The following is a 22,084-nucleotide window of genomic DNA, read 5'->3' as shown; positions in this document are numbered from 1 at the left end:
GGTATATCGGCATAGCCGACATTTCTCGCTGGCGAGTACCGCCCTTCGTCAGCGCACTTTATCCCCTGGCCTCTATTGCCCCCCGCGTTCTCCACACCGCGCCGGGTGTGTCTGCTTTACTCCTCATAAAGTTAATCATAAAACGATAAAAATTTATTGTAAAACGATAAACACCAGGCTAACCTGCGCTCACTTTAACACCAGGGAGAAACGGTATTCCCTCACCTGGATGTCGTACCGCGTTAAGGAGAAAACATGCGCTGGAACAGCTATCGCCGGGACAGACAGATCATTGCCGCCGTGCTGGTTTTTACCGTCATCGTGGCGGCGGGGATCGCCCTGCAGCCCGGCTTTCATCCCCCCAGCTCCCGGACGACGGGGGATAAACAGCTGGTCTCGATATTAACGCCTCTGCTTAACGGCGCCCGCGGACAGGTCGCCGCCGCGCTGATTACCCCTCAGGGGGTGCGCTACGGCCTGTGGGGGAGCGAGTATACGACGCAGTATGAGATCGCCAGCCTGAGCAAAACCATGACCGCCAGCCTGCTGCTGGAGGCTATTCGCCGCGGCGAAGTCACCGCGCAGACGCCGGTATCGGCGCTGGTCCCGGAGATTGTCAGCCCGGTGCGGGACGTTACCCTGGAGCAACTGGTTTCTCACCGTTCAGGACTGCCACCGCTCACCGCGTCGGTTGGGCAGCGGCTGGCTATTCTGAGCGACATTGCCCAGCGGCAGAATCCCTGGCGCTACGATCGACCCGCGCTGATCGCGATGATGAACCAGGCCACTCTGCAGCCGACGAAATGGTTTGATTATTCCAACGCCGGGTTTGCCCTGCTCGGACTGGCGCTGGAGCGGGCGTCTCATCGCGATTTTGCCACACTGATGGCGCAACGGGTCTTTGCCCCCGCCGGAATGCAGGACGCGGAAGTGGCCCGGCACAATACTCCAGCCTCGCCGACGTTTACCGTGGGCTGGTCAGCCTCTGGTTTCCCTCAGCAGCCATGGGTGATGGACGCCTTCGCCCCCGCCGGCGGCGTACGCGCCACGATTGTCGATATGGCGAAATATGCCCAGGCGCTGCTGGCAGGAAACCTGGCGGGCAGTGAAGGCATGCCCCCCCTGTTCGCCACCGATGATCCCGATTCCCGGGTGGGTTATGCCTGGTTCACTACCCGCGTCCGCGGACGGGAGATCGTCTGGCATGACGGGCAGAGTGGCGGCTTTGCGGCAATGATGGCCTTCGACCGACAGCGACAGACCGCGGTAGTGATCCTCTCCGATACCGCCTGGCCGGTGATCGGGCCTGCCATCAAGCTCTTACTGGCTGCCACCCCTGATGAACAGGAGGCGCGTAATGAACGGAATTGACATCCTCTGGGCGCTGTTAACGCTGTTGTCGGTGATCCTGTTTATTTCCGGCGACTGGCTGGCGCAGCGAAAAATACGCCTGCTCAATTATGTTTTGCTGGTGACCGGGGTTATTTATCTCGCCGAGGTTTTCCAGACCCTGCAGAATCTCGGCAAAATGGGCTACCTGTTTCGGATGCTGACCTGGACCATCCAGGCATCGTTCATCACCCTCAGCCTCTACCGCGTCTGGACCCGTCCGTGGTTTGCCAGCCGTCGACGCGGCGTCCGGGCGATGAGCGTTGTCTTCGCCGTGGCCCTTATGTCATGCTTGACGCGGCTGGTGCTTTAATTATTCTCATCAATCAGGAAGGTAAATTGTGAAGCAATCCAGAACCCGGCTGAGTCTGGCTATTATTAGCGGCATACTGCCCCTCTTTTTTATGCTCGCCCTGATCGTGCCGCTGTGGATTTTCTTTACCGGCGAACGATATTTTCTTTCCACCCTGCTGCACTTTGCTGAAGTGCCGTTAACCGACAACCCGGCCCAGGCGCCGGGGATGGCGAGACGTTTGTTGCTGCTGGCCCTGCTGTATCTTCCGGCCGGGCTGTTCGCGTTCGCTATCTGGCAGGGCATAAAGGTAACCCGTAGCGTCCGCCAGCGCAGCGTGCTCAGCCTCTCCCTGGCGCACAGCGTTCGTTACATCGCTCTGGCCATGGTGGGGATGGGGATCTTACTGCCGGTCTGCCGCTTTCTGATCCCGCTGCTCGCCTGGTGGCCGCAGCCTTATTACCAGGTGGTGTTTCTGCTCAGCGACGGGGTGCTGCTGCTGACAGGAAGCTTGCTGTTTGTGACATTTCACGCCATGCTCCACGGGATCCGTGCGGAAGAAGAGAATAAGGAGTTTATTTAACGATGGCTGTGGTGGTGAATCTGGACAAACTGCTGGTGGAAAAAAAGATGACGTCCAGGGCGCTGGCGGCCTTTGTTGGCATTACCGAACAGAATTTGTCGCTGCTCAAGTCAGGTAAAGTCAAAGGCATCCGCTTTGATACCCTGTCGCGCATCTGCGAGGCGCTCGAGTGTCAGCCTGGCGATATTCTGGCGTGGGAGCCCGACTGACCTCTCCCACCTGATGTCAACAGTCCTATCAAGGAATTGCTCTGGCCGGCGAATCGTAAGAGAATAGCGCCTACACGCGACGATCTGATTACACGGGAGTTCATCATCAGCCATTCTCGTCGATTCCCCCTAGCCAGCAAAGTGGCGCTGTCAGGCGCGGCGCTCATCGCCGCCGGCATGCTGTTCAGCTGCACCAGTAAGGCCCCCAAATCCCTCGTCACGCCGCCGAAGAGCGCGGCCGTTAAAGCCGGTCAGACGCACCGGGAGCCGGTACGCGGCGTCTGGCTGACCACCGTCTCGCGCCTTGACTGGCCGCCGGTCGGGTCAATTATCGCCAGTACGCCGGAAAGCCGCATCACCCAGCAGAAGCTGGCGCTGATCGCCAAACTCGATAATCTGCAGCGCCTGGGGATCAACACCGTCTTTTTCCAGGTGAAACCGGACGGTACGGCGCTCTGGCGGTCGGATATTCTGCCGTGGTCCGATATGCTGACCGGCAAAATCGGCGAATACCCCGGCTACGATCCGCTGCAGTTTATGCTGGATGAAGCGCACAAGCGCGGCATGAAGGTCCACGCATGGTTTAACCCTTACCGCGTCTCGGTCAACACCAAACCGTCGACGATTGCCGAGCTGAACAACACCCTCACTCAGGTGCCGGCCAGCGTGTTCGTCCTGCACCGTAACTGGATCCGCACCGCCAGCGATCGCTTTGTTCTCGACCCGGGTATTCCCGAAGCGCGTGACTGGATCACCAGCATTGTCGCTGAAGTGGTGCAGAACTACCCGATTGACGGCGTGCAGTTCGATGACTATTTCTACACCGAAACCGCTTCTTCCCCGCTTAACGACAACGAGACCTTCCGTCGTTACGGGCAGGGCTATGCCTCGAAGGGCGACTGGCGGCGGCATAACACTCAGCAGCTTATTGCCCAGGTCTCCGCGACCATTAAAAAACTCAATCCGAACGTCGAGTTTGGCGTGAGCCCGGCCGGGGTGTGGCGCAACCGCTCCCACGATCCGGCTGGGTCTGATACCCGTGGCGCGGCCGCCTATGATGAATCCTATGCCGATACCCGCAGCTGGGTGCAGCAGGGGCTGCTCGACTACATCGCCCCGCAGATTTACTGGCCGTTTGCCCGCGATGCGGCGCGCTACGATGTGCTGGCCAACTGGTGGGCCGAGGTGGTCAAGCCGACGCATACCCGGCTGTATATCGGCGTGGCCCTGTACAAGGTGGGTGAACCGTCCAAAAATGAGCCTGACTGGACGGTGGATGGCGGCGTGCCGGAGCTGAAAAAACAGCTCGACCTCAATGAGTCCCTGCCGCAGATCCAGGGCACCATCCTGTTCCGCGAAAACAACCTCAATCAGCCGCAGACCCGCCAGGCGGTTAACTACCTGCGCAGCCGCTGGGGGCCGCCGCAGAGCTAACCGCCAGCCGGCTTCGCTATCCCGCCTGCAGCCCTTGCTGCAGGCGGGCGTGCAGTTTAAGCATGTTCTCCGTGATGGCCCGCCAGACGTGGGCGGAAAAGTCCGACGGCAGCGTCCGGCGGGCGCTTTCGATGGCCTGCGGCACGCGGTCGGCAAACTCGTCCAGGATCGCCAGCATCTGCTCCCGGGGGAAGTTAACCGCTTTGGCGGTCGCCAGAAAATGACGCGGATAGATAGCGTTAATCTCCGTTTTCCGCCCTTTTGTGGCATTGAGCCCCATCGACAGCTTCAGGTCGCGCAGATGCAGTCCCGTCCCGCCCAGCACCGGAAATGCCGAAATAATGTCGTAGAACGGCGTGAGCCGGTAGCTGCCGCCGGGCAGCAAAAAGAGCGAGAAGTTCTTCGCATGCCCGTCCGTTGCCCCGGTCAGCCACTGGAACACCATGAACTTCATAAAGTCATAGCGATCTTTCAGGGCCTCACTGGAGCCCAGCAGAAAGGTCATGATCGCGGCGATACCCGGCCCGCCGTCAGACTCATATTTCATCGACGACGGTATGCCGAATGCCTGACACAGATCCTCCTGCGGCAGACGCAGCAGCACGCGCCCCTCCTGCGCCCAGCGCCGGTCGAAGCGGGTCACCGCCAGCGCACGGATCCGCGGTGTGTTGATAATCTCCGCCTCCGGCACCGCCAGGCCCAACGCCCTGGCCAGCGCCAGGCACAGATATTCGTTATCCACGCTTTCACGCAGATCCAGCGTCGCATTGGGCTGCTTTATCTCGCCGATGGGCAGTTTAATGATATGGGTGGTCGGGGTGGTGCCCTGCGGAATACACCAGTGCTCGCCCATTCGCAGCAGCGCGGTTTTCTCCTGAGCGCCGGCCACCGAGATACGAAAATCGTCCTGGCCGGTCACCATCCCGAGAGGAATATCCGACTGGTAGGCGGTCAGCAAAGCGGTCAGCTGCGCCTCATCCAGCGTCTGCCAGCGCAACGCGGCAAGATGCGCCTCTTCCCCCGGCGGCAGCAGAGTCACCGCCCCTACGCTGTCCCGCCCGACCTCGGCCAGCAGATCGAACGGCTGTTTCGAACGCGCCTGATAGCGCCTGACGATCCGCTCGCGGACCTGCGGGCTGTCGGGCAGCAGGTTATCAAAATAGTGATACACCGCGTCGGCGGTGATATTGCCATACTGCAGCGGCAGCGAGAGGGAGAGCGGTCTGGCGCGCGGGCTGCGCAGCCACTCCTCATCATAGCGGAAACTGTGCGCCCCGTTGGCCTGGCGGGTTAAGGTTCCCACGCGCGCATTGTTCATCCAGGTGGTGAGCGTCGCCATTACCAGTCAAGATCCGTGGTGTTATCGGGAATCATCACCGTCTCTGCCGGTTTGGCGTTCAGGGTCATCACCACCCCCAGCGACTGGAGGATCTTAAACAGGGTGGTTAAGGTGGTTTTGTCGGGGTGATTTTCAAAATTGGACAGCGTCGCCTGTTTAATGCCGATCCGGCTGGCCAGCGCCTCCTGAGTCCAGTGATTTTGCTGGCGCAGCAGTTTCAGGTAATTGGCCAGCTGAACCGGACTGTATATCTGCGGGGAATTCATCGCCTTGTTCCTCACCATCATTTATCCCTCTATCGGGATAAAACTGGTTTTATACCCTGAAAGGGATAATGTCAAGTTTATCCCCTTGTGGGGATAGGTCAATGATTATCCTTACGTAGGGATAAAGCAGAAGGGATGGCAGCCGGAGCAACGTGGTCTGCCCGGTGGCGGCTGCGCCTTACCGGGCCTACGGGCTGTCGCTACCAGTTTCATCATCATCCAGGCCGGGCAAGCGCAGCGCCGCCCGGCAATGGCTGTCACTCGGGCAACGCGCAGCCGGGCTTAGCTGCCGCGGTAGGTCGACCACCCGCCCGGGGCGATCAGAAACGGCAGATGGAAATGGTCCTCTGCCGCCTCGCCAATGACAAAATCAATCTGCGCCCGGGTAAAAACGCTCTCGCGCCCGGCACGGGCAAACCACGCCCCGGTTTCCGCGGTTAAACAGTAGCGCCCCGCCGGCAGCGGCGCGGCGCTGAAGGTGGCGATACGCCCCTGGGCGTTGGTCACCAGGTTCGCCAGGGTCTCGCCCTCCCGGCTCAGGCTGACCGCGACGCCTTCAGCCGGCGTGCCGGTGGAAATATCCAGAATATGGGTGCTCAGGGTGCTCATTCGCCAATCGCTCCTTCCAGTCTTAACATCGTAATTTCCCGCAGCTGGGCAAGCGCCTCAGCCACTTCTTCGTCAGCGGTATGCTGCAGCCGGCGCGTCAGCGCCTGCAGAATCTCTTCGCCGCTGCGCCCTTTGGCGCGGATTAAAAACACCCGGCCAAAGCGGGCTTCGTAGCGGGCATTCCCCTCCCGCAGGGCCTGCGCCAGTCTTTCATTATCGCTGTCCACCGCCGACTGCTCCTGGCGTGACATCGTCGCGTGCGCCTGGCTGCCGCTCGGTTTTTCGCCGATCCGCGGATGGGCGCTGAGCGCCGCGTTCAGATCGTTCTCTCCCCAGTCGCCCATCGCTTCCCGGGCGACCTGCAGCAGCGCTTCACGGTTGGCGAAGGGGCGCAAGTTCACCAGCTTATCGCTCCAGGCCGGGATCGCCACACAGGGAGCCAGCAGCTCCCCTGCCTCATCGCCACTCAGGCTGTTAAACTGACTCAGCGCGATCATCCTGACTCCTTATCGTTTTCGTCGCCGCCTGCTCCTGCGGCAGAACAAGGTTCAGCGCTATCGCCACCAGCCCACCGCTGGTGGCCGCGGAACCGAACAGATCGCCGACCATCGGCGGAAAATGGCTGAGAAACGCCGGCACCGACTCCACGCCAAGACCCGCACCAAACGCCAGTCCCACGATCAGCACATCGCGTCGGGTGAGCGGGTTCTGGGTAATGATCCGGATCCCGGCCGCCACCACGCAGCCAAACATCACCATCGTAGCGCCCCCCAGCACCGGCGCCGGGATCTGCCGCAACAGTTCGCCCACCGGCGGGAACAGCCCGAGCAGGATCAGAATTACGCCAATGTAGCGTCCGACATAGCGGCTGGCCACCCCGGTCATCTGGATCACGCCGTTGTTCTGCGCGAAAGTCGTGTTTGGAAAGGCGCTGAGCATTGCGGCCACCATGCAGCTGACGCCATCCGCCAGGATACCGCCCTTCAGCCGGTTGCGGAAAGCGCGATCGTCAACAGACTGTTGTGAAATCAGCGAGTTGGCCGTCAGATCGCCCACCGCCTCCAGAATACACACCAGCGACACCAGCGCCACCGGCAGAAATATCGCGCTGTTAAACTGAAAGCCAAACGGGAACAGCGTTGGCAGGCGAAACAGGGTATCGCCCAGGCTGTGAAGATGGAACTGACCGCTCAGCCCTGCCGCCACACAGCCCACGGCAATGCCCACCACCACCGAGGAGAGCCGCAGCCAGCGGTTTTTGGCGCAGCTCAACAGGACGATAACGCCAAGGGTACCCGCCCCGAGGGCGATATTGCTCATGCTGGCGAAATCCTGCGCCTTTTCCCCACCGCACCAGTTAATGACGCTGACCTTGATCAGGCTGATGCCGATCAGCGCAATCACGCTGCCGGTAATGATAGGGGTAAAGATTTTCTTCAGCGGTTCGATAAAGCGGCTGACAATCACCGGCACCAGGGCGGCGACAAAGTTAACGCCAAACAGCATCGCCATAATATCCTGCGGCCCGCCGCCCTGCGCTTTCACCCACATCCCTCCGGCTACCGCCACGCCCAGAAAGGCGAAGCTGGTGCCCTGCATGCAGATCATCCCGGCGCCAATGCCCCAGACCCGGTTGGACTGCAGAAAGGTACCGATACCCGAAGCCAGCAGCGACATACTGATGAGATACGGCAGCCAGTCGCCAAGTCCGAGGGTGGCGCCGATGATCAGCGGCGGCGTGATGATCCCCACCAGACCCGCCAGCACATGCTGGAGGGCGCTAAAAAAGGCCGGAAGCGGTGGGATCCGCTGTTCAAGGCCGTAAAGCAGGCCGCTGTGATGTTCGTCAGACATGGTGTTATCCCGTAGCAAAGAGAAGTGCATGGGCTACTGCACAAAGCAGGCCAGAGACGACAAAAGCGCACGAATAAATTTATTAACACTTAAAAATCATAAGCTTAAATTACTCGAATGATGCATCACTTCCCTCCGCTGCTGAACCAGACTTCTGAAACAATAAATTCTTAATGCAACATACAGAAACTTTTGATTCATAAAAAGGCAACCAATGCATCACATTGCACCGAGGTGGTGCGCCATGACCTGTCGCTGTGCCTCTGGCGGGCGGTTTTCCTCTCTTCGGCGAACTGGTACGCAAATTGCTGTAGTCAGTGCCTACATCTGGAGAAGGAGAAAAAAATGAAAGCAATCGTGATTGGCGCGGGCATCGGCGGCTTAAGCGCAGCAGTGGCGCTCAAACAGTCGGGGATCGACTGCGACGTCTATGAGGCGGTGAAAGAGATCAAACCGGTCGGCGCGGCGATTTCCGTATGGCCCAACGGCGTGAAATGCATGGCCCACCTCGGCATGGGCGATATCATGGAAACCTTCGGCGGACCGCTGCGCCGCATGGCGTATCGCGATTTCCGCAGCGGCGAGAACATGACCCAGTTCAGCCTCGCGCCGCTGATCGAACGCACCGGCAGCCGCCCCTGCCCGGTATCCCGCGCAGAGCTGCAGCGGGAAATGCTGGATTTCTGGGGACGGGAGCGCGTGCAGTTCGGCAAACGCGTCACCCGCTGTGAAGAAAACGCCGACGGCGTGACGGTGTGGTTTACCGACGGCAGCAGCGCCAGCGGCGATCTGCTGATTGCCGCCGACGGCAGCCATTCCGCGCTGCGTCCGTGGGTGCTCGGCTTTACCCCGCAGCGCCGCTACGCCGGCTACGTCAACTGGAACGGTCTGGTGGAAATAGATGAAGCGCTGGCGCCCGGCGATCAGTGGACCACCTTTGTCGGCGAAGGCAAGCGCGTCTCGCTGATGCCGGTCTCCGCTGGCCGGTTCTACTTTTTCTTTGATGTGCCGCTGCCGGCGGGTCTGGCGGAGGATCGTGACACCCTGCGCGCTGACCTCAGCCGCTACTTTGCCGGCTGGGCGCCGCCGGTGCAGAAGCTGATCGCCGCCCTTGACCCGCAGACCACCAACCGTATTGAAATCCACGATATCGAACCGTTCAGCCGCCTGGTGCGCGGTCGCGTCGCGCTGCTGGGCGACGCCGGACACAGCACCACCCCGGATATTGGCCAGGGGGGATGTGCGGCGATGGAAGATGCGGTGGTGCTGGGCGCCGTTTTCCGCCAGACCCGCGATATTGACGCCGCCCTGCGCGAGTATGAAGCCCAGCGCTGCGATCGGGTTCGCGATCTGGTGTTGAAGGCGCGCAAGCGCTGCGATATCACCCACGGTAAGGATATGCAGCTCACCGAAGCCTGGTACCAGGAGCTGCGGGAGGAGACCGGCGAACGGATTATCAACGGCATGTGCGACACCATCCTCAGCGGGCCACTGGGCTGACGGTCGCCATGGACTCAATCACGGCGCTCAGCGTCTGAATGGCCATCTGCGCGGGACGCGATAGCTGACGCGAGGGCGCGGTGCACAGCGCCAGGGTCAGCGGCCGCAGCAGCGTACTGCGCAGCGGGATAAAGGCCAGCTGTCCGCGCTGAACCTCGTCCAGCACGTCGAGCAGGCTGAGGAGCGTCACGCCGCTGCCGCGCAGCACCAGCGACTTAATGAGTCGAATATCATTGCAGCTGATGGTATTCTCCGGCGCAAAGTCATGGTGGCGATAGAGGAGCGCCACCCGCTCATGCACGATCAGCGGCGCGCCGGGCACGATGTGCCGCTCCAGGCTGAGCTCGCCCAGAGACAGAGCCTTCGCCCCCGCCAGGGGGTGGTCCGGGCGCATCACAATCCCCACCTCCAGTTCGGCAAAGGCCAGTACGCTGAGTCCGGCCTGCCCCTGCGGATCGAGGATCAGACCGACGTCCAGATCCGCCTGACGCACTTTCTGGCTGACGGTGTGGCTGTCGGCCACCTGCAGATCCAGCTCCAGCCACGGCCAGCTGGCGATGATCTCCGCCAGCGCGGCGGCGAAGCCGCCTTCCGCCAGCGCCTGCACCATGCCGACGCTGACGCTCCCTCGCTTCATCCCCTGCAGCTCATCAAATTTTTGCCGGGTCTGACGAAACTCCTTCTGCCAGCGCAACAGATTGTCATACAGCAGTTCACCCGCAGTGGTCATCCGCAGTCCCTCCGGCAGCCGCTCGAACAGCGGCGTCCCGAAGGCCTCCTCGGCCTGCAGGATCTGGCGGTTAATCGCCGAGGCCGAGATATGCAGCTGCTCGGCGGCCCGGCGCAGGCTGCCGCAGCGAGCCACGGCGATGAAATAGTGTGCAAAACGGGAAAATGGACTCATGGTGCCCCCGTACTCTTTTTTGCAACAGCAGAGTGAATTAATGGTGATGGATGTGAACACCCTAATATGACAACAATAATCTCACAACAATAAAACAATCACCGATGTGAGCAGGAAGAGAAATCATGAAGACAACCACCCCCACGCCCCCCGCCCATTGCACCTTCGATCCGGAAGACTGGCTGCGGCTGGCCCGTTGCTGGCACCCGGTGGCCCGCGCCTGCGATATTGACGGCGCTCCGGTGAAAGCCACCCTGCTGGACGAACAGCTGGTTATCTATCGCATTAAAGGCCGGGTGGTGGTCGCCCGCGACGTCTGCCCGCACCGCGGCGTCCCGCTGACCCTGGGGTTTCATGAAGAAGAAGGCATCGTCTGCCCCTATCATGGCCTGCGCTTTGGCGAGGATGGCCGCTGCAACCGCATCCCCTCCAGTCCGGGGCAACCCATTCCGGCCAAACTGCATCTCACCAGCTTCGCCGTGGAGGAGCGTTACGGGCTGATCTGGACCTGCCTGGCCTGCGATCCGGACAATCCGCCTCCGTTACCGACCATGCCGCACTGGGACGACGCCGGCTTTCAGCGAATCAACTGTCCGGCCTTTGAAGTGAAGGGCTTTGCCGGCCGCCAGGTCGAAGGCTTTCTCGATGTCGCCCACTTCGCGTGGATCCACACCGAGACCTTCGCCGATCCGGACAACCAACAGGTGCCGGACTACACCCCGCAGGAGACGCCGTTCGGCTTTGTTGCCGACTACTGGAGCTCGGTAGGCAATTACCCGGCCAGCTCCGATTTCCGCGCGCCGGAAGGGTTCCAGTGGCTGCGTCACTTTGAAATGCATCTGCCGTTCACCGCCACGCTGACCATCCATTTCCCTGCCGATGCGAAGCTGGTGATCATGAACGCCGCCTCGCCGGTGTCGTCGCGCGTGACACGAATGTTTGCCCCTATCGCCCGCAATTTTGACCTGCATGTGCCGGTGGAAGACGTTCATGCGTTCAACCTGCGGGTGTTTGAGGAGGACCGCCTGATGGTTGAGACCCAGCGCCCGGAGCGGCTGCCGCTGGATCTGACCCTGGAGGCGCATATTCCGGCAGACCGCAGCTCTATCGCCTACCGGCGCGGGCTGAAGAAGATGGGCTTTGGCGATTTCTTTCTGGTATGAGTGGAGGTCTTATGCGCGACATACTCCCGGTGGTGGTCGATGGCCTGTGGCGCCAGGGCGCGAAAAATCTGGCCATTCGTCTGGTGAGCGCCGATGGGCAACCGCTTCCGGCGTGGGCGCCCGGCGCCCATATCGACCTCCATCTCCCCTGCGGGCTGATCCGTCAGTATTCGCTGACCGGCAGCCCGGCCAGACGGGATCACTATCTGCTCTGCGTCGCCCGCGAGGCGCAGTCGCGAGGCGGCTCCCGTTATATTCATGACACCCTGCGTCCGGGGCAGCCCTTGCTGATCTCTGCTCCGCGCAACCACTTTCCCCTGCACGGGGGTGGCCACGTGGTGCTCCTCGCCGCCGGGATCGGCATTACGCCGCTGCTGGCGATGGCCCATGCGCGGGCGGCGTCCGGCGCCAGCTTTACGCTGCACTATTACGTCAGCCGCGCGCAGGAGGCCGCCTTCGCCACCGAGATCGCCAGCCAGCTCACCGGCGGAACCTGCCTGATCCACAGCTCTGCCGACGGGCAGAGTCCGCGCCTGCGGCTGGCGCAGGATCTGGGCGCGCCGGACGCCGACACCCGAGTCTATTTCTGCGGACCGCCGGGGTTTATGGCCCAGGTGCGCGACACAGCGCTGGCGGCCGGCTGGGCGGAAACGCAACTGCACAGCGAAGCGTTCCAGCCGACCGTCCCGACGGCGGCGTCGGCGGAGGACGGCACCTTCACCATCACCCTCGCCTCCACCGGGGAGCGCTGGCCGGTCCCGGGGGACAAAACCATCGCCCGGGTGCTGCAGGAGCATGGCGTTGAGGTGCCGCTCTCCTGCGAGATGGGGATCTGCGGCGCCTGCCTGACGCCGGTGCGGGAGGGAACGGTAGACCACCGGGATACCGTGCAGTCGGAGGCGGAAAAACAGGCCGCGGAGCAGCATATCGCGCTGTGCTGCTCCCGCAGTCTGTCGGCCAATTTAGTTATCGATCTCGCGGGATAAGCGGCCGGTCTCCGGCTGCTCGGCGCTGGCGACCGGTTTCACCCGCACGGCGGTGAAGACCACGACCATCGCGGTCAACAGTAGCAAACCGCTGCCGGTGAAGACGCCGCTGGCGCCATGCAGATCGAACACCGCCCCGCCGCCGGCGGCGCCGGCGCTGATGGCCAGCTGAATAGAGGCCACCAGCAGACCGCCTGCGCTTTCCGCCTCATCCGGCACGGTGGTGGCCAGCCAGGTGGACCAGGCCACCGGCACCAGACCGAAGGCAAATCCCCACAGGGCGACCAGCACCCCGTCGAGCACGGACAGATGGCCAAACGTCACCATCAGCAGCGCCAGGACGCTCATCATCAGCGGCACCAGCGCCAGGGTCAGACGCAGGCTGCGGTTCAGCAGATAGCTCGCGACCGAGGTGCCGATAAAGTTAGCGACACCGAAGCCGAGCAAAATCAGCGAAACGCCTTCAACGCTGGCCTGCGCGACGGTCTCAAGGAACGGTCGCAGGTAGGTGAAGAAGGCAAAATGGCCGCTGAAAATCAGGATCGACGCCAGCATGCCCCCCAGCATACCGGGACGGCGCAGCACCCTGAACAGCGTGGAGAAGGTGCCAACGCTTTCCGGCCGCATGGAGGGCAGCACCCACAGCTGCCAGAGCAGCGCCAGCAGGCTGGGTATCGCGCAGAGAATAAACACGTTGCGCCAGCCGATCAGCTCTCCGAGGTAGCTGCCGAGCGGCGCGGCCACCACCGTGGCGACAGACACCGCGGAAAAAATGATCGCCAGCGCTTTCGGCACATGGGCCGCCGGCACCAGACGCATCGCCGTGGCGGTGGACATCGCCCAGAAACCGCCGATGGCGATCCCCAATAGCAGACGACCGAGCAGGAGAAACGCCAGCGAACCGGCAAAAGCGACCATCAGGCTGGAGACAATCTGCAGCACGGAAAAGAACATCAGCACCCAGCGGCGGTCGATATTGCGGGTGGCGGTGGCGATCAGCAGGCCGGTGACTAACGCCACTAACGCCGTGGCGGTCACCGCCTGCCCGGCCATCCCTTCGCTGACGCCGAGGCTGCTGGCCATCGGCGTTAACAGGCTGGCGGGCAGAAACTCAGCCACGATCAGGCCGAACACCCCGAGGGCCAGGGCATAGACGGCGCGCCAGGCAGGCCTGACGGGTGACAGGCTCGCGTCAGCAGCTATGCAGGAAGTCATATACATCTCTCCAGGTTTATTAACATCCTGGTCATCTTAGGGGCTTACCACTGGACGATATATGATGCATACTCTTCAGTTATTGATTATTCGTCCGGAATTACCATGAGCCAGCCCACTATCGATCTAACCAGCGAACTGCTGCGCGGTATGCGCCTCTCCGGCGTGAATTACCGGCGCATCGAGACCTCCCGCCCGTTTGGCGTCGGTTTTAGCGCCGTGGCGGGCAAAGCCCAGTTCCATTTCATCAGCCGCGGGCCGGTGCTGCTGCGCATGGCCAGCGGGGAACAGTTCACCCTGGAGAGCGGCGACGCGCTGTTTATTCCCAACGGCGACGGGCACGCCCTGCTCTCCGATCCGCAGGCCGCGGTGGTGAATGTGGCGCAGCTGAACAGCGAAACGGTGTGCAGCACGGTAAGTTGCATCAACGCTGGCGGCCAGCCTGACTGCCCGGAGCGCGCCGTGATTTTCAGCGGTTGTATGGACTTTGAACTCGGCGGCATGCAGCCGCTGGTGAAGGCCATGCCCGAAGTGATGCGGGTGAGCTGCCTGCTCAACACCTGGCCGGAGATCCAGCCGCTGCTGGCGGCGATGGAGCGGGAATCGCTCACCCGCCAGGCGGGCTATGCCGGGATCCTCGCCCGACTGGCGGACGTAGTGGCCGCGCTGATTGTCCGCGGCTGGGTGGCCTGCGGGTGCGGTAACGCCACCGGCTGGGTGCAGGTCCTGCGCGATCCCCGGCTGGCGAAAGCGATCTACGCCATGCATCAACGTCCGGGCGTTAACTGGAAAGTGGAAGATCTGGCGCGGGAGGCGGGGCTGTCGCGCTCTCTCTTCGCCGAGCGTTTTCTTGCCGCCACCGGCACCACCCCCGCCCGCTATCTCACCGAGCTACGTATGCGGCTGGCGGTGCAGTACATCACCCACGAAGGCCAGGCGCTGGAAAAAGTCGCCTTCAGCCTCGGGTATCAGTCGCTGGCGGCCTTCAGCCGGGCGTTCAAACGCATCACCGGCCAGCCGCCGGGGGCCCTGCGAGCGACGGTACGCTAGCGTCAGCCGTTATATAAAGCGATACACGCCGTTGCCGACGCGAAAGCGTTGCCCCTTAAGCGCCGGGTTGGCGACGCGAAACACCAGCTCGGTCAGCTGGTTGGCGGGTCCCTGGCGGAAAGTAAACCACTGGCCGCCCGCGTCCAGCCCCTGCTCTCCCTGTGACGGGAAGCCCAGCAGTGCCTGCCAGCGGTCGCGCACCGCCTGCGGATTGTCCACCTCGAACACCGCCTGCTCGAGCACAATGTCGCCCAGCGGATGAGGCACGTCCAGCCCCTGGGCGCGCAGCCGCGCCAGCCGGGTCTCGTCGTCTTCTCCCCACTGCAGCACAAAAGGAAAGACCAGCCCGTCGGTGTCGCCATCGATGGTGAAGATCCGCCAGCGGATGACATTGCCCTGCGGATCGTGGCGCTGGCCATCGACAATCGGTGACACCGCCAGCCCGTTGCGACGCAAGTGGTCATGGGTGGCCTCGATGTCGTCGCTGCGCAGCGCGACGCGAAACAGCGCTTCGTTCTCCGGCAGCAACCGCGCGGCATCCCGCGAGAGCAGAAATCTGTCCGTCGCGGCGCGCAGTTCGTCCGGGTCGGAAATGGCGAGGAATTCGATATAGGTCAGACCAAAATAGCTCAGCGCATTGCGGGTTCCCCACCCCGGATGGCGCCCGCCGACCGCCGCCCGCAGCTGCTGCCCGGCAAAGATTTCAATCGCCGCTTCCGGCTGATTCACAAACTGTACTGCGTGATCCCACTGCAAGGTGGCCATGATCTCTCCCGCGGTTGTGCCTGTTCAGGCGTCTGCGGCAAAAGATAGTGCCGGGGGGAAGGGAATGGCAAACAAGAATTAAATATATCGAAAGCTGGATAAGTGATTTATATCAACGCGGTATGTTGAGTGTGACAGGCTATGAAACGGCGGGCTAACGAATTGCCCGCCGGCGAGATCAGACCGACCCTTCTTTCTCAATCACCAGAATACGCGCCGCCCCCTCGGGATGGGCGACATGCTCGCATCCCACCTCGGCGTAAAAGATATCTCCGGCGTTCAGCATGATCACCTGTTCCTCGCCGTCGACCTTCACATGCATCGCCACCTGACCATCCATCACGGCAAACACCTCCTGACCGTCGTTGATGTGCCAGATATAGGGTTGGTCGGTCCAGTGCAGGCGCACGGTGGTGCCGGAAAAATTGGCAATGTCCAGCGCGCCCCACGCGCGGTCGGCGGTGAAATCTTTACTGCTCCAGCTCTGCATGATGTTGTCCTGTGGTAAGGGTTATTTTTTCTGCCAGTTTGCCCAGGGATCCGCTTTCTCCGCCGGCGCATCGTCGTCGAGCGAAGCCAGATACATCGCCTCCACCTCTTTACGCGCCCACGGCGTCCGGCGGAGAAATTTCAGGCTGGACTTGATGCTGGGATCGCTTTTAAAGCAGTTAATGTTGACCTGGCGGGCCATTTCCGCCCAGCCGTAGCGCGCCACCAGGGCATTGAGCAGCGCTTCCAGCGTCACGCCGTGCAGGGGATCTTTTGAGCTGTGCATGAGGATACATCCGTTCCGCATTGAAAAAGTGCGCCCACCTTACTGACTCTCGGTGACGGGCGCAACGGCTTCAGTTCGCCCTTACGCCTTTATCTATTTAACGCAAAAGCACTGAACCCCGCGCGGACATAAATTAGAAAATAACGTTATTGGTTGCTTATCTGGCCCTGAGGCAAGCTGTGCTCAGCCCCGGACAGAGGAAATCACCATGCGCTGCTGTTGTGCCAGAACCCTGAACCTGAATCGACCCATAACTTATTATCCCGTTTTCGGAGAACACAATGAACGCGACCACCCTGCCGATTCTCGATCTGGCCCGCTACGCGGACCCCGCGGATAAAGCGGCCTTCCTGGCCGACCTGCGTCACGCCGCCCGCGACATCGGCTTCTTTTATCTGATCAACCACGGTGTCGACGATGCGCTTCAATATGAAGTTCAGCGCCAGTCCCAGCGCTTTTTTGCGCTCGATGATGCGCAAAAACAGCAGGTAGCGATGATCCACTCCCCCCATTTTCGCGGCTATAACCGCGCGGCCTCTGAGCTGACGCGCGGCCAGCCTGACTGGCGAGAGCAGTTTGATATCGGCGCCGAACGTCCGGCGCTGACCCTCAGCGACGACGCGCCGCGCTGGCAGCGCCTGCAGGGTCCGAATCTGTGGCCTGCCGCGCTGCCATCGCTAAAACCGGTATTACTTCACTGGCAACAGCAGATGACTCAGGTGGGGATCCGCCTGCTGCGCGCCTTTGCCGAAGCGCTGCAGCTCCCGGAGAATGCCTTTGACCGGCTTTACGGCGACCAACCCAACGAGCATATCAAGCTGATCCGTTATCCCGGCCAGCAGGAGACCCAGAGCAGCCAGGGCGTTGGCGCCCATAAAGATTCCGGTTTTCTCAGCTTCCTGCTGCAGGACGAGCAGAAAGGGCTGCAGGTTGAGGTGGCGCCCGGGCAGTGGATCGACGCCGTACCGCTGGCCGGCAGCTTTGTGGTCAATATTGGCGAACTGCTGGAGCTGGCCACCAACGGCTATCTGCGCGCTACCGTTCACCGGGTGGTGTCACCGCCGGCTCAGCAGCAGCGCCTCTCCATCGCTTTCTTCCTTGGCGCCCAGCTTGACGCGGTGGTGCCGGTTTATACCCTGCCGCCCGAGCTGGCGCGTGAAGCGCGCGGTCCGGACAGCGACCCGCACAATCCGCTGCTGCGCGATGTCGGCTGGAATTATCTCAAGGGCCGTCTGCGTTCCCATCCGGACGTGGCGGAACGCTACTATCAGGACGTTTTTCGCGAACGCGCCGAGCAATTGATCGTTTAACCATAACTAAAAAGGAACACACCATGAAATATGCTGCTTTTAAACTAGCAGGGGTCGCACTGTCTCTTTCTCTGGCATGGACGTCTGCCCAGGCCGCCGCGCTGCGCGTCGCCGCGGACCCGGTTCCCCACGCGGAGATCCTCAACTACATCAAAAAAATCGATCCCAGTCTCGATCTTAAGGTGGTGGAGCTGACCAGCGGGGTCAACGCCAATGAACTGCTGGCCAGTGGCGATGTGGATGCCAACTACTTCCAGCATGTCCCCTACCTGAAGGATCAGGAGAAAGCGCTGGGTAAAACCTTTGCCGTGGCGGCCACGGTTCATATTGAGCCGCTGGGGATCTATTCGCATAAGCATAAAGATTTCTCGTCGCTGCCGGAAAACGCCACGGTGGCGGTGCCGAATAACACCACCAACCTGAGCCGGGCGCTGTTCCTGCTGCAGGCGCAGAAGCTTATTAAGCTGGACCCCAAATTTACCGACCCGGCCACCACCCTGGCGACGCCGAAGGATATTGTTGAGAACCCGAAACACCTGAAGATCCTGGAGATTGAATCGCCGCAGATCCCGCGCTCCCTCGACGATGTCGACCTGGCGGTGATTAACGGTAACTACGCGCTGGAAGCCGGTCTGGTGCCAGCGAAAGATGCCCTGGGGCTGGAAAGCGCCGAGCATAACCCCTACGCCAATATCCTGGTGACCACCCCGGCCCTGGCGAATGACCCGCGTATTAAGGCGCTGGCGAAAGACCTGACGTCGCCGCAGGTGGCGGAGTTTATCCGTAAAAACTACAACGGCTCGGTGATCCCGGTGGCCCCTCAGTCATGATCACCATCGAAGGGCTGAGCAAAACCTACGCCGGAACCGGCCGACCGGCGCTGAACGATATCGCGTTACAGATCCCGAAAGGGGCGATATACGGCATTCTCGGGCGCAGCGGCGCCGGCAAAAGTACGCTCATCCGCTGTCTCAATTTGCTGGAGCGGCCCACCTCGGGCCGCATTCTGGTGAACGGACAGGATATTACTCAGCTGAACAAGGCGGCGCTGCGGGATTATCGCCTGCGCACCGGGATGATTTTCCAGCACTTCAATCTGCTGCATGCCCGTACTGTCGCCGATAACATCGCGGTGCCGCTGGAGATTGCCGGGGTGCCGCGGGCCGCTCGCGAAGCGCGGGTGCGCGAACTGCTGGAGCTGGTGGATCTCAGCGAAAAGGCCGCCGCTTTCCCGTCGCAGCTTTCCGGCGGGCAAAAACAGCGCGTCGGCATCGCCCGGGCGCTGGCCGCCCGACCGGAGGTGCTGCTGTGCGACGAGGCGACCAGCGCTCTGGATCCCGAGACCACCGCCTCGGTGCTGGCTCTGCTGGCGGATATTAACCAGCGGCTCAATCTGACCATTGTGCTGATAACGCACCAGCTGGAGGTGGTGAAAACCATTTGTGACCACGCAGCGCTGCTGGAACAGGGCAAGATTGTCGAGAGCGGCAAACTCGCCGACCTGCTGGTGACCCCATGGTCGCGGCTGCGCCAGTCGTTGCTGCACGACCCGCAGGCTGAACAGGATTTTCTTACCCGTCACGGCGTTCAGGGGAGGCCATTATGCGGAGTAGCATGAGCTGGGAAGATTTGTGGCCGTTATTACTCGACGGTACGCTGGATACGCTCTATATGGTGGGCCTGGCGGCCCTGTTTACCGTGCTGATCGGGCTGCCCACCGGTGTGTTGTTATTTATTTCCCGCGCCAACGGGCTAGCGCCGATGCCGAAACTGAACGCGCTGTTAGGCGCGGTGATCAACATCGGCAGGTCGCTACCGTTTATCGTACTGCTGATCGCCCTGATCCCTTTTACCCGGCTGATCGTCGGCACCACGCTGGGCAGCACCGCCGCCATCGTGCCGGTGACCATCGGCGCCTTTCCGTTCTTTGCCCGCCTGACGGAAAACGCGCTCGACGAGGTGGATTACGGAAGAATCGAAGCCATTCTGTCGATGGGCGGCAACGTCTGGCACGTGATTTTTAAATCCCTGCTGCCAGAAGCCCTGCCGACGCTGCTGGCCGGGATCACGCTGACCATCGTGATGCTGATTGGCTTTTCGTCGATGGCCGGGGTGATCGGCGGCGGCGGACTCGGCGACCTCGCCATCCGCTACGGCTATCAGCGATTCAATAATGAGGTGATGTTTGGCACAGTGCTGATCCTGGTGGCGATGGTTCAGGGCGTGCAGATGGCCGGCGATCGGCTGGTGCGCAGCCTGGCCCACCGCCGTTAGTCGTCAGTCATTAGTTCCAGCCGCTCTCTGCCGCCAGCTGGCGGACCAGACTGGCGGCGTCACACTCGCGGATCAACCCCACCCCCTGCCCGGCCCAGTGGGCGCCATACTCATGGACGCCCTGGGCTTTCGCGGCGGCGGCCAGCGCTTTGCCGATATCATACGCCAGCGGATAATCCGGCACGGCGCTCGTCGGACAGGCTTCCCCCAGCGCGCAGAAGGCATTAGCCAGACAGCGTGCCGGACGCCCGGATATCGCGGAGGTCAGCACCGTACGCCCGTCAAGGCTGTTGTGGATCGCCGCGCGATAGCCGGCGTCGGCGGCCGATTCCGGACACAGTAAAAACGCCGTACCGAGCTGTACGCCCTGCGCCCCCAACTGCATCACGCTAGCGATCCCCGCTCCGTCCATGATGCCCCCGGCGGCCACCACCGGGATGGTTAGTCGACGCCGCAGAAGTTGCACCAGGGTGAAGGTGCTCAGCTGCGCGTCAGGCTCCTGCGGAGCAAAGCTCCCCCGGTGTCCGCCCGCCTCATAGCCCTGAGCGACCACCACGTCGATCCCCTGCTGTTCAATCAGCAGCGCCTCCTGGAGCGAGGTTGCCGTCGCCAGGGTGACAATCCCCTGCTGTCGCAGACGCTGGATCGTCTCACCTTCAGGAAGGCCGAAATGAAAGCTCACCACCGCCGGCGAGTGGTCGAGAAGCAGCTCCAGCATGGCGGTGTGGCCGATAAACGTCTGGTATATCTCCCTAAGCGATGCCGGAGGCGTACTGCCAAAGCGGGTAAAATGGGGGCGCAGCGTCTCTGCCCAGTCCGCTTCACGTGGGGCGTCGCGCCGCGGCGGCGCATGGCAAAATAAATTGACATTGAACGGCCGGTCCGTCAGCTGGCGGGTGGCGACGATCATCGCTTCCGCCTGGGCAACGGTTGCAGCGCCCAGCCCCAGCGAACCCAGCGCCCCGGCATTACTCACCGCAGCAGCCAGCGCGGGGGTGGAGACGCCCGCCATCGGGGCCTGGATCAGGGGGTAGTCAATATCAAGAAGCGAACGCGGTGAATTTTGCATGAGTTCCTCGTAGATGAGTGATGCCGGAGGCTTACCATCTCTTTTAAAGATGATAAGATCAACATCATTATCATATTGAGAATAAAAATATGAACCACAGCACACTGCAGATTTTTATCCAGGTGGCCGACACGCAAAGCGTCACCCTGGCAGCAAAACGGCTTGGCCGCGCCCAGTCTAATATCACCACCCGTATTCAGCAGCTGGAAGAGGAGCTTGCCGTGGAGCTTTTCGTCCGCGGCAACAAAAAAATGGTGCTGTCGCCGGCAGGCGTTCAGTTTCTCAGCTATGCCCGGCGGATCCTGAGCCTGGCGGAGGAGGCAAAGCAGGCTCTGCATCCGACCACACCCGGCGGCAGCCTGCGGCTGGGCGCGATGGAGGCGACCGCCGCCAGCCGTCTGCCGCCGCTGCTTACCCGCTTCCAACAGCAATGCCCGCAGGTAGATGTCACCCTCAGCACCCGGCCGACCCGCCAGTTAGCCGAGGGGGTATTCACCGCCGCCCTCGATGCCGCGCTGGTCTGCCTGCCGCCAGGGCCGGATGGCCAACCGACATGCCCGCCCGGGCTGGAATCTGTCCCGGTGTTTCAGGAAACCCTGATGCTGGTCCGGCCGCAGGGCGCGGGCCCGCTGCGGTTCGCGGCATTTACCAGCGGCTGCAGCTATCGGGCGTTAGGAGAGCGCTGGCTGGCGGAGCAACAGGCGGCCGTCGAGGTGCATGAGGTTAGTTCCTATCACAGCATGCTGGCCTGCGTGGCCTCCGGGCGCTACGTCTGCCTGCTGCCGCAGAGCGTGCTGTCGCTGATGACGCTTCCCGAAAACTGCCTTAGCGAACCGCTGTGCGAGGCGACCACCCAGCTTATCTGGCGTCAGGGGTTCAGCACCTCCGCCCTCAGCGAGTGGCGCATCCTGTTGCAAAGCGCTGCGAACGGCTAAGCTAGAAGAGGATTCAGTGACACACGCGCAGAGGGCGAACCAGAGCTCTTGCCGACAAACGCAGAGGCGTTTTGCCGCTACAGTATCAACCCGAGCGACAACAGCGACAGAATCGCTTTTCGCCACAGGTCGCGGCTGTGACACCGCTTTTTTGCCGGGTGGC

General features: G+C 61.8%; 25 protein-coding genes. 14 read left to right on the top strand and 11 right to left on the bottom strand.

Annotated elements, in window-relative coordinates; genetic code table 11:
* Positions 1 to 255 precede the first annotated feature (255 nt).
* From ABLU50_RS06185 to ABLU50_RS06165, 5 genes are all read left to right on the top strand, one after another.
* The gene (locus ABLU50_RS06185; RefSeq protein ID WP_087833296.1) at positions 256 to 1,371 is read left to right on the top strand and encodes a serine hydrolase domain-containing protein; all 1,116 of its coding nucleotides are present in this window, start codon (positions 256 to 258) and stop codon (positions 1,369 to 1,371) included.
* Positions 1,358 to 1,702: a hypothetical protein gene (locus tag ABLU50_RS06180; RefSeq protein WP_004205915.1), complete on the top strand. Its 345-nt coding sequence runs from the start codon at positions 1,358 to 1,360 to the stop codon at positions 1,700 to 1,702. Before ABLU50_RS06185 ends, ABLU50_RS06180 begins: the two co-directional genes overlap by 14 nt.
* Positions 1,703 to 1,730: 28 nt before the next feature.
* Positions 1,731 to 2,264, top strand: a complete 534-nt coding sequence (locus ABLU50_RS06175) for a DUF2975 domain-containing protein (protein ID WP_087833295.1) — start codon at positions 1,731 to 1,733, stop codon at positions 2,262 to 2,264.
* Between the two features lie 2 nt (positions 2,265 to 2,266).
* The gene (locus ABLU50_RS06170) at positions 2,267 to 2,473 is read left to right on the top strand and encodes a helix-turn-helix transcriptional regulator (protein ID WP_004205917.1); all 207 of its coding nucleotides are present in this window, start codon (positions 2,267 to 2,269) and stop codon (positions 2,471 to 2,473) included.
* 141 nt (positions 2,474 to 2,614) lie between these two features.
* Entirely contained in the window at positions 2,615 to 3,907 is a 1,293-nt protein-coding gene (locus ABLU50_RS06165) for a glycoside hydrolase family 10 protein (protein ID WP_087833294.1), read from the top strand.
* A gap of 16 nt (positions 3,908 to 3,923) precedes the next feature.
* Here the strand turns inward: ABLU50_RS06165 and ABLU50_RS06160 are convergent, their stop codons facing one another.
* From ABLU50_RS06160 to ABLU50_RS06140, 5 genes are all read right to left on the bottom strand, one after another.
* Positions 3,924 to 5,246 (bottom strand): type II toxin-antitoxin system HipA family toxin, encoded by a 1,323-nt coding sequence (locus ABLU50_RS06160; RefSeq protein WP_087833293.1) that lies wholly within the window; start codon positions 5,244 to 5,246, stop codon positions 3,924 to 3,926.
* The gene (gene hipB, locus ABLU50_RS06155) at positions 5,246 to 5,512 is read right to left on the bottom strand and encodes a type II toxin-antitoxin system antitoxin HipB (protein WP_087833292.1); all 267 of its coding nucleotides are present in this window, start codon (positions 5,510 to 5,512) and stop codon (positions 5,246 to 5,248) included. The genes ABLU50_RS06160 and hipB overlap by 1 nt, the downstream gene beginning before the upstream one ends.
* A gap of 282 nt (positions 5,513 to 5,794) precedes the next feature.
* Positions 5,795 to 6,121 carry a hydroxyisourate hydrolase gene (gene uraH, locus ABLU50_RS06150; protein WP_069602708.1) on the bottom strand — a complete coding sequence of 109 codons (327 nt, stop codon included), beginning with the start codon at positions 6,119 to 6,121 and terminating at the stop codon, positions 5,795 to 5,797.
* A complete protein-coding gene (gene uraD, locus ABLU50_RS06145) occupies positions 6,118 to 6,618 on the bottom strand; it encodes a 2-oxo-4-hydroxy-4-carboxy-5-ureidoimidazoline decarboxylase (RefSeq protein WP_017900378.1) in 501 nt (166 codons plus the stop codon). The genes uraH and uraD overlap by 4 nt, the downstream gene beginning before the upstream one ends.
* Entirely contained in the window at positions 6,596 to 7,975 is a 1,380-nt protein-coding gene (locus ABLU50_RS06140; protein ID WP_017900377.1) for a nucleobase:cation symporter-2 family protein, read from the bottom strand. Before ABLU50_RS06140 ends, uraD begins: the two co-directional genes overlap by 23 nt.
* A 345-nt stretch (positions 7,976 to 8,320) precedes the next feature.
* Between ABLU50_RS06140 and hpxO the strand changes: the two genes are divergently transcribed.
* On the top strand, positions 8,321 to 9,475 hold the full coding sequence (gene hpxO / locus ABLU50_RS06135; protein WP_004205928.1) for an FAD-dependent urate hydroxylase HpxO: 1,155 nt from the start codon (positions 8,321 to 8,323) through the stop codon (positions 9,473 to 9,475).
* Here hpxO and hpxR read toward each other — a convergent pair.
* Positions 9,456 to 10,379 (bottom strand): LysR family hpxDE operon transcriptional regulator HpxR, encoded by a 924-nt coding sequence (gene hpxR / locus ABLU50_RS06130; protein WP_087833291.1) that lies wholly within the window; start codon positions 10,377 to 10,379, stop codon positions 9,456 to 9,458. The genes hpxO and hpxR overlap by 20 nt on opposite strands.
* A gap of 125 nt (positions 10,380 to 10,504) precedes the next feature.
* Here hpxR and hpxD point away from each other — a divergent pair, with 125 nt between their 5' ends.
* Both hpxD and hpxE read left to right on the top strand, forming a co-directional pair.
* Positions 10,505 to 11,542 carry a molybdenum cofactor-independent xanthine hydroxylase subunit HpxD gene (gene hpxD, locus ABLU50_RS06125; protein ID WP_106479183.1) on the top strand — a complete coding sequence of 346 codons (1,038 nt, stop codon included), beginning with the start codon at positions 10,505 to 10,507 and terminating at the stop codon, positions 11,540 to 11,542.
* 11 nt (positions 11,543 to 11,553) lie between these two features.
* Entirely contained in the window at positions 11,554 to 12,528 is a 975-nt protein-coding gene (gene hpxE / locus ABLU50_RS06120; protein ID WP_087833289.1) for a molybdenum cofactor-independent xanthine hydroxylase subunit HpxE, read from the top strand.
* Here the strand turns inward: hpxE and ABLU50_RS06115 are convergent.
* Complete coding sequence (locus ABLU50_RS06115) at positions 12,505 to 13,743, bottom strand: MFS transporter (protein ID WP_087833328.1); 1,239 nt, start codon at positions 13,741 to 13,743, stop codon at positions 12,505 to 12,507. The genes hpxE and ABLU50_RS06115 overlap by 24 nt on opposite strands.
* A gap of 105 nt (positions 13,744 to 13,848) precedes the next feature.
* On the opposite strand from ABLU50_RS06115, the gene ABLU50_RS06110 reads away from it, so the two are divergent.
* On the top strand, positions 13,849 to 14,793 hold the full coding sequence (locus tag ABLU50_RS06110) for an AraC family transcriptional regulator (protein ID WP_004205934.1): 945 nt from the start codon (positions 13,849 to 13,851) through the stop codon (positions 14,791 to 14,793).
* 9 nt (positions 14,794 to 14,802) lie between these two features.
* Here the strand turns inward: ABLU50_RS06110 and ABLU50_RS06105 are convergent, their stop codons facing one another.
* From ABLU50_RS06105 to ABLU50_RS06095, 3 genes are all read right to left on the bottom strand, one after another.
* Positions 14,803 to 15,558, bottom strand: a complete 756-nt coding sequence (locus ABLU50_RS06105) for a VOC family protein (RefSeq protein ID WP_057215165.1) — start codon at positions 15,556 to 15,558, stop codon at positions 14,803 to 14,805.
* Positions 15,559 to 15,736: 178 nt separating this feature from the next.
* Complete coding sequence (locus tag ABLU50_RS06100) at positions 15,737 to 16,048, bottom strand: cupin domain-containing protein (protein WP_077139220.1); 312 nt, start codon at positions 16,046 to 16,048, stop codon at positions 15,737 to 15,739.
* A 21-nt stretch (positions 16,049 to 16,069) separates the two neighbouring features.
* The gene (locus ABLU50_RS06095) at positions 16,070 to 16,333 is read right to left on the bottom strand and encodes a VF530 family protein (protein WP_004205937.1); all 264 of its coding nucleotides are present in this window, start codon (positions 16,331 to 16,333) and stop codon (positions 16,070 to 16,072) included.
* 281 nt (positions 16,334 to 16,614) lie between these two features.
* On the opposite strand from ABLU50_RS06095, the gene ABLU50_RS06090 reads away from it, so the two are divergent.
* Genes ABLU50_RS06090 through ABLU50_RS06075 form a run of 4 tightly spaced genes read left to right on the top strand, consistent with a single transcriptional unit; the run spans position 16,615 to position 19,917 of the window.
* A complete protein-coding gene (locus ABLU50_RS06090; RefSeq protein ID WP_043519549.1) occupies positions 16,615 to 17,643 on the top strand; it encodes an isopenicillin N synthase family oxygenase in 1,029 nt (342 codons plus the stop codon).
* A 23-nt stretch (positions 17,644 to 17,666) separates the two neighbouring features.
* Complete coding sequence (locus ABLU50_RS06085; protein WP_004205939.1) at positions 17,667 to 18,473, top strand: MetQ/NlpA family ABC transporter substrate-binding protein; 807 nt, start codon at positions 17,667 to 17,669, stop codon at positions 18,471 to 18,473.
* Positions 18,470 to 19,261, top strand: coding sequence for an ATP-binding cassette domain-containing protein (locus tag ABLU50_RS06080; RefSeq protein ID WP_004205940.1), 792 nt, complete (start codon positions 18,470 to 18,472; stop codon positions 19,259 to 19,261). The genes ABLU50_RS06085 and ABLU50_RS06080 overlap by 4 nt, the downstream gene beginning before the upstream one ends.
* On the top strand, positions 19,258 to 19,917 hold the full coding sequence (locus tag ABLU50_RS06075; RefSeq protein WP_004217626.1) for a methionine ABC transporter permease: 660 nt from the start codon (positions 19,258 to 19,260) through the stop codon (positions 19,915 to 19,917). Before ABLU50_RS06080 ends, ABLU50_RS06075 begins: the two co-directional genes overlap by 4 nt.
* 10 nt (positions 19,918 to 19,927) lie before the next feature.
* On the opposite strand, the gene ABLU50_RS06070 is transcribed toward ABLU50_RS06075, so the two are convergent.
* Positions 19,928 to 20,986, bottom strand: coding sequence for a nitronate monooxygenase (locus ABLU50_RS06070; protein WP_176391554.1), 1,059 nt, complete (start codon positions 20,984 to 20,986; stop codon positions 19,928 to 19,930).
* An 89-nt stretch (positions 20,987 to 21,075) separates the two neighbouring features.
* Between ABLU50_RS06070 and ABLU50_RS06065 the strand changes: the two genes are divergently transcribed.
* A complete protein-coding gene (locus ABLU50_RS06065) occupies positions 21,076 to 21,921 on the top strand; it encodes a LysR substrate-binding domain-containing protein (RefSeq protein WP_017900370.1) in 846 nt (281 codons plus the stop codon).
* The last annotated feature ends 163 nt before the right edge of the window (positions 21,922 to 22,084 follow it).

It is taken from the genome of Klebsiella sp. GG_Kp173 (assembly GCF_040062415.1).
Classification (GTDB): domain Bacteria; phylum Pseudomonadota; class Gammaproteobacteria; order Enterobacterales; family Enterobacteriaceae; genus Klebsiella; species Klebsiella quasipneumoniae.
The sequence above is the reverse complement of the archived record's forward strand: the minus strand, read 5'-3'. Positions and strand labels throughout refer to the sequence as shown.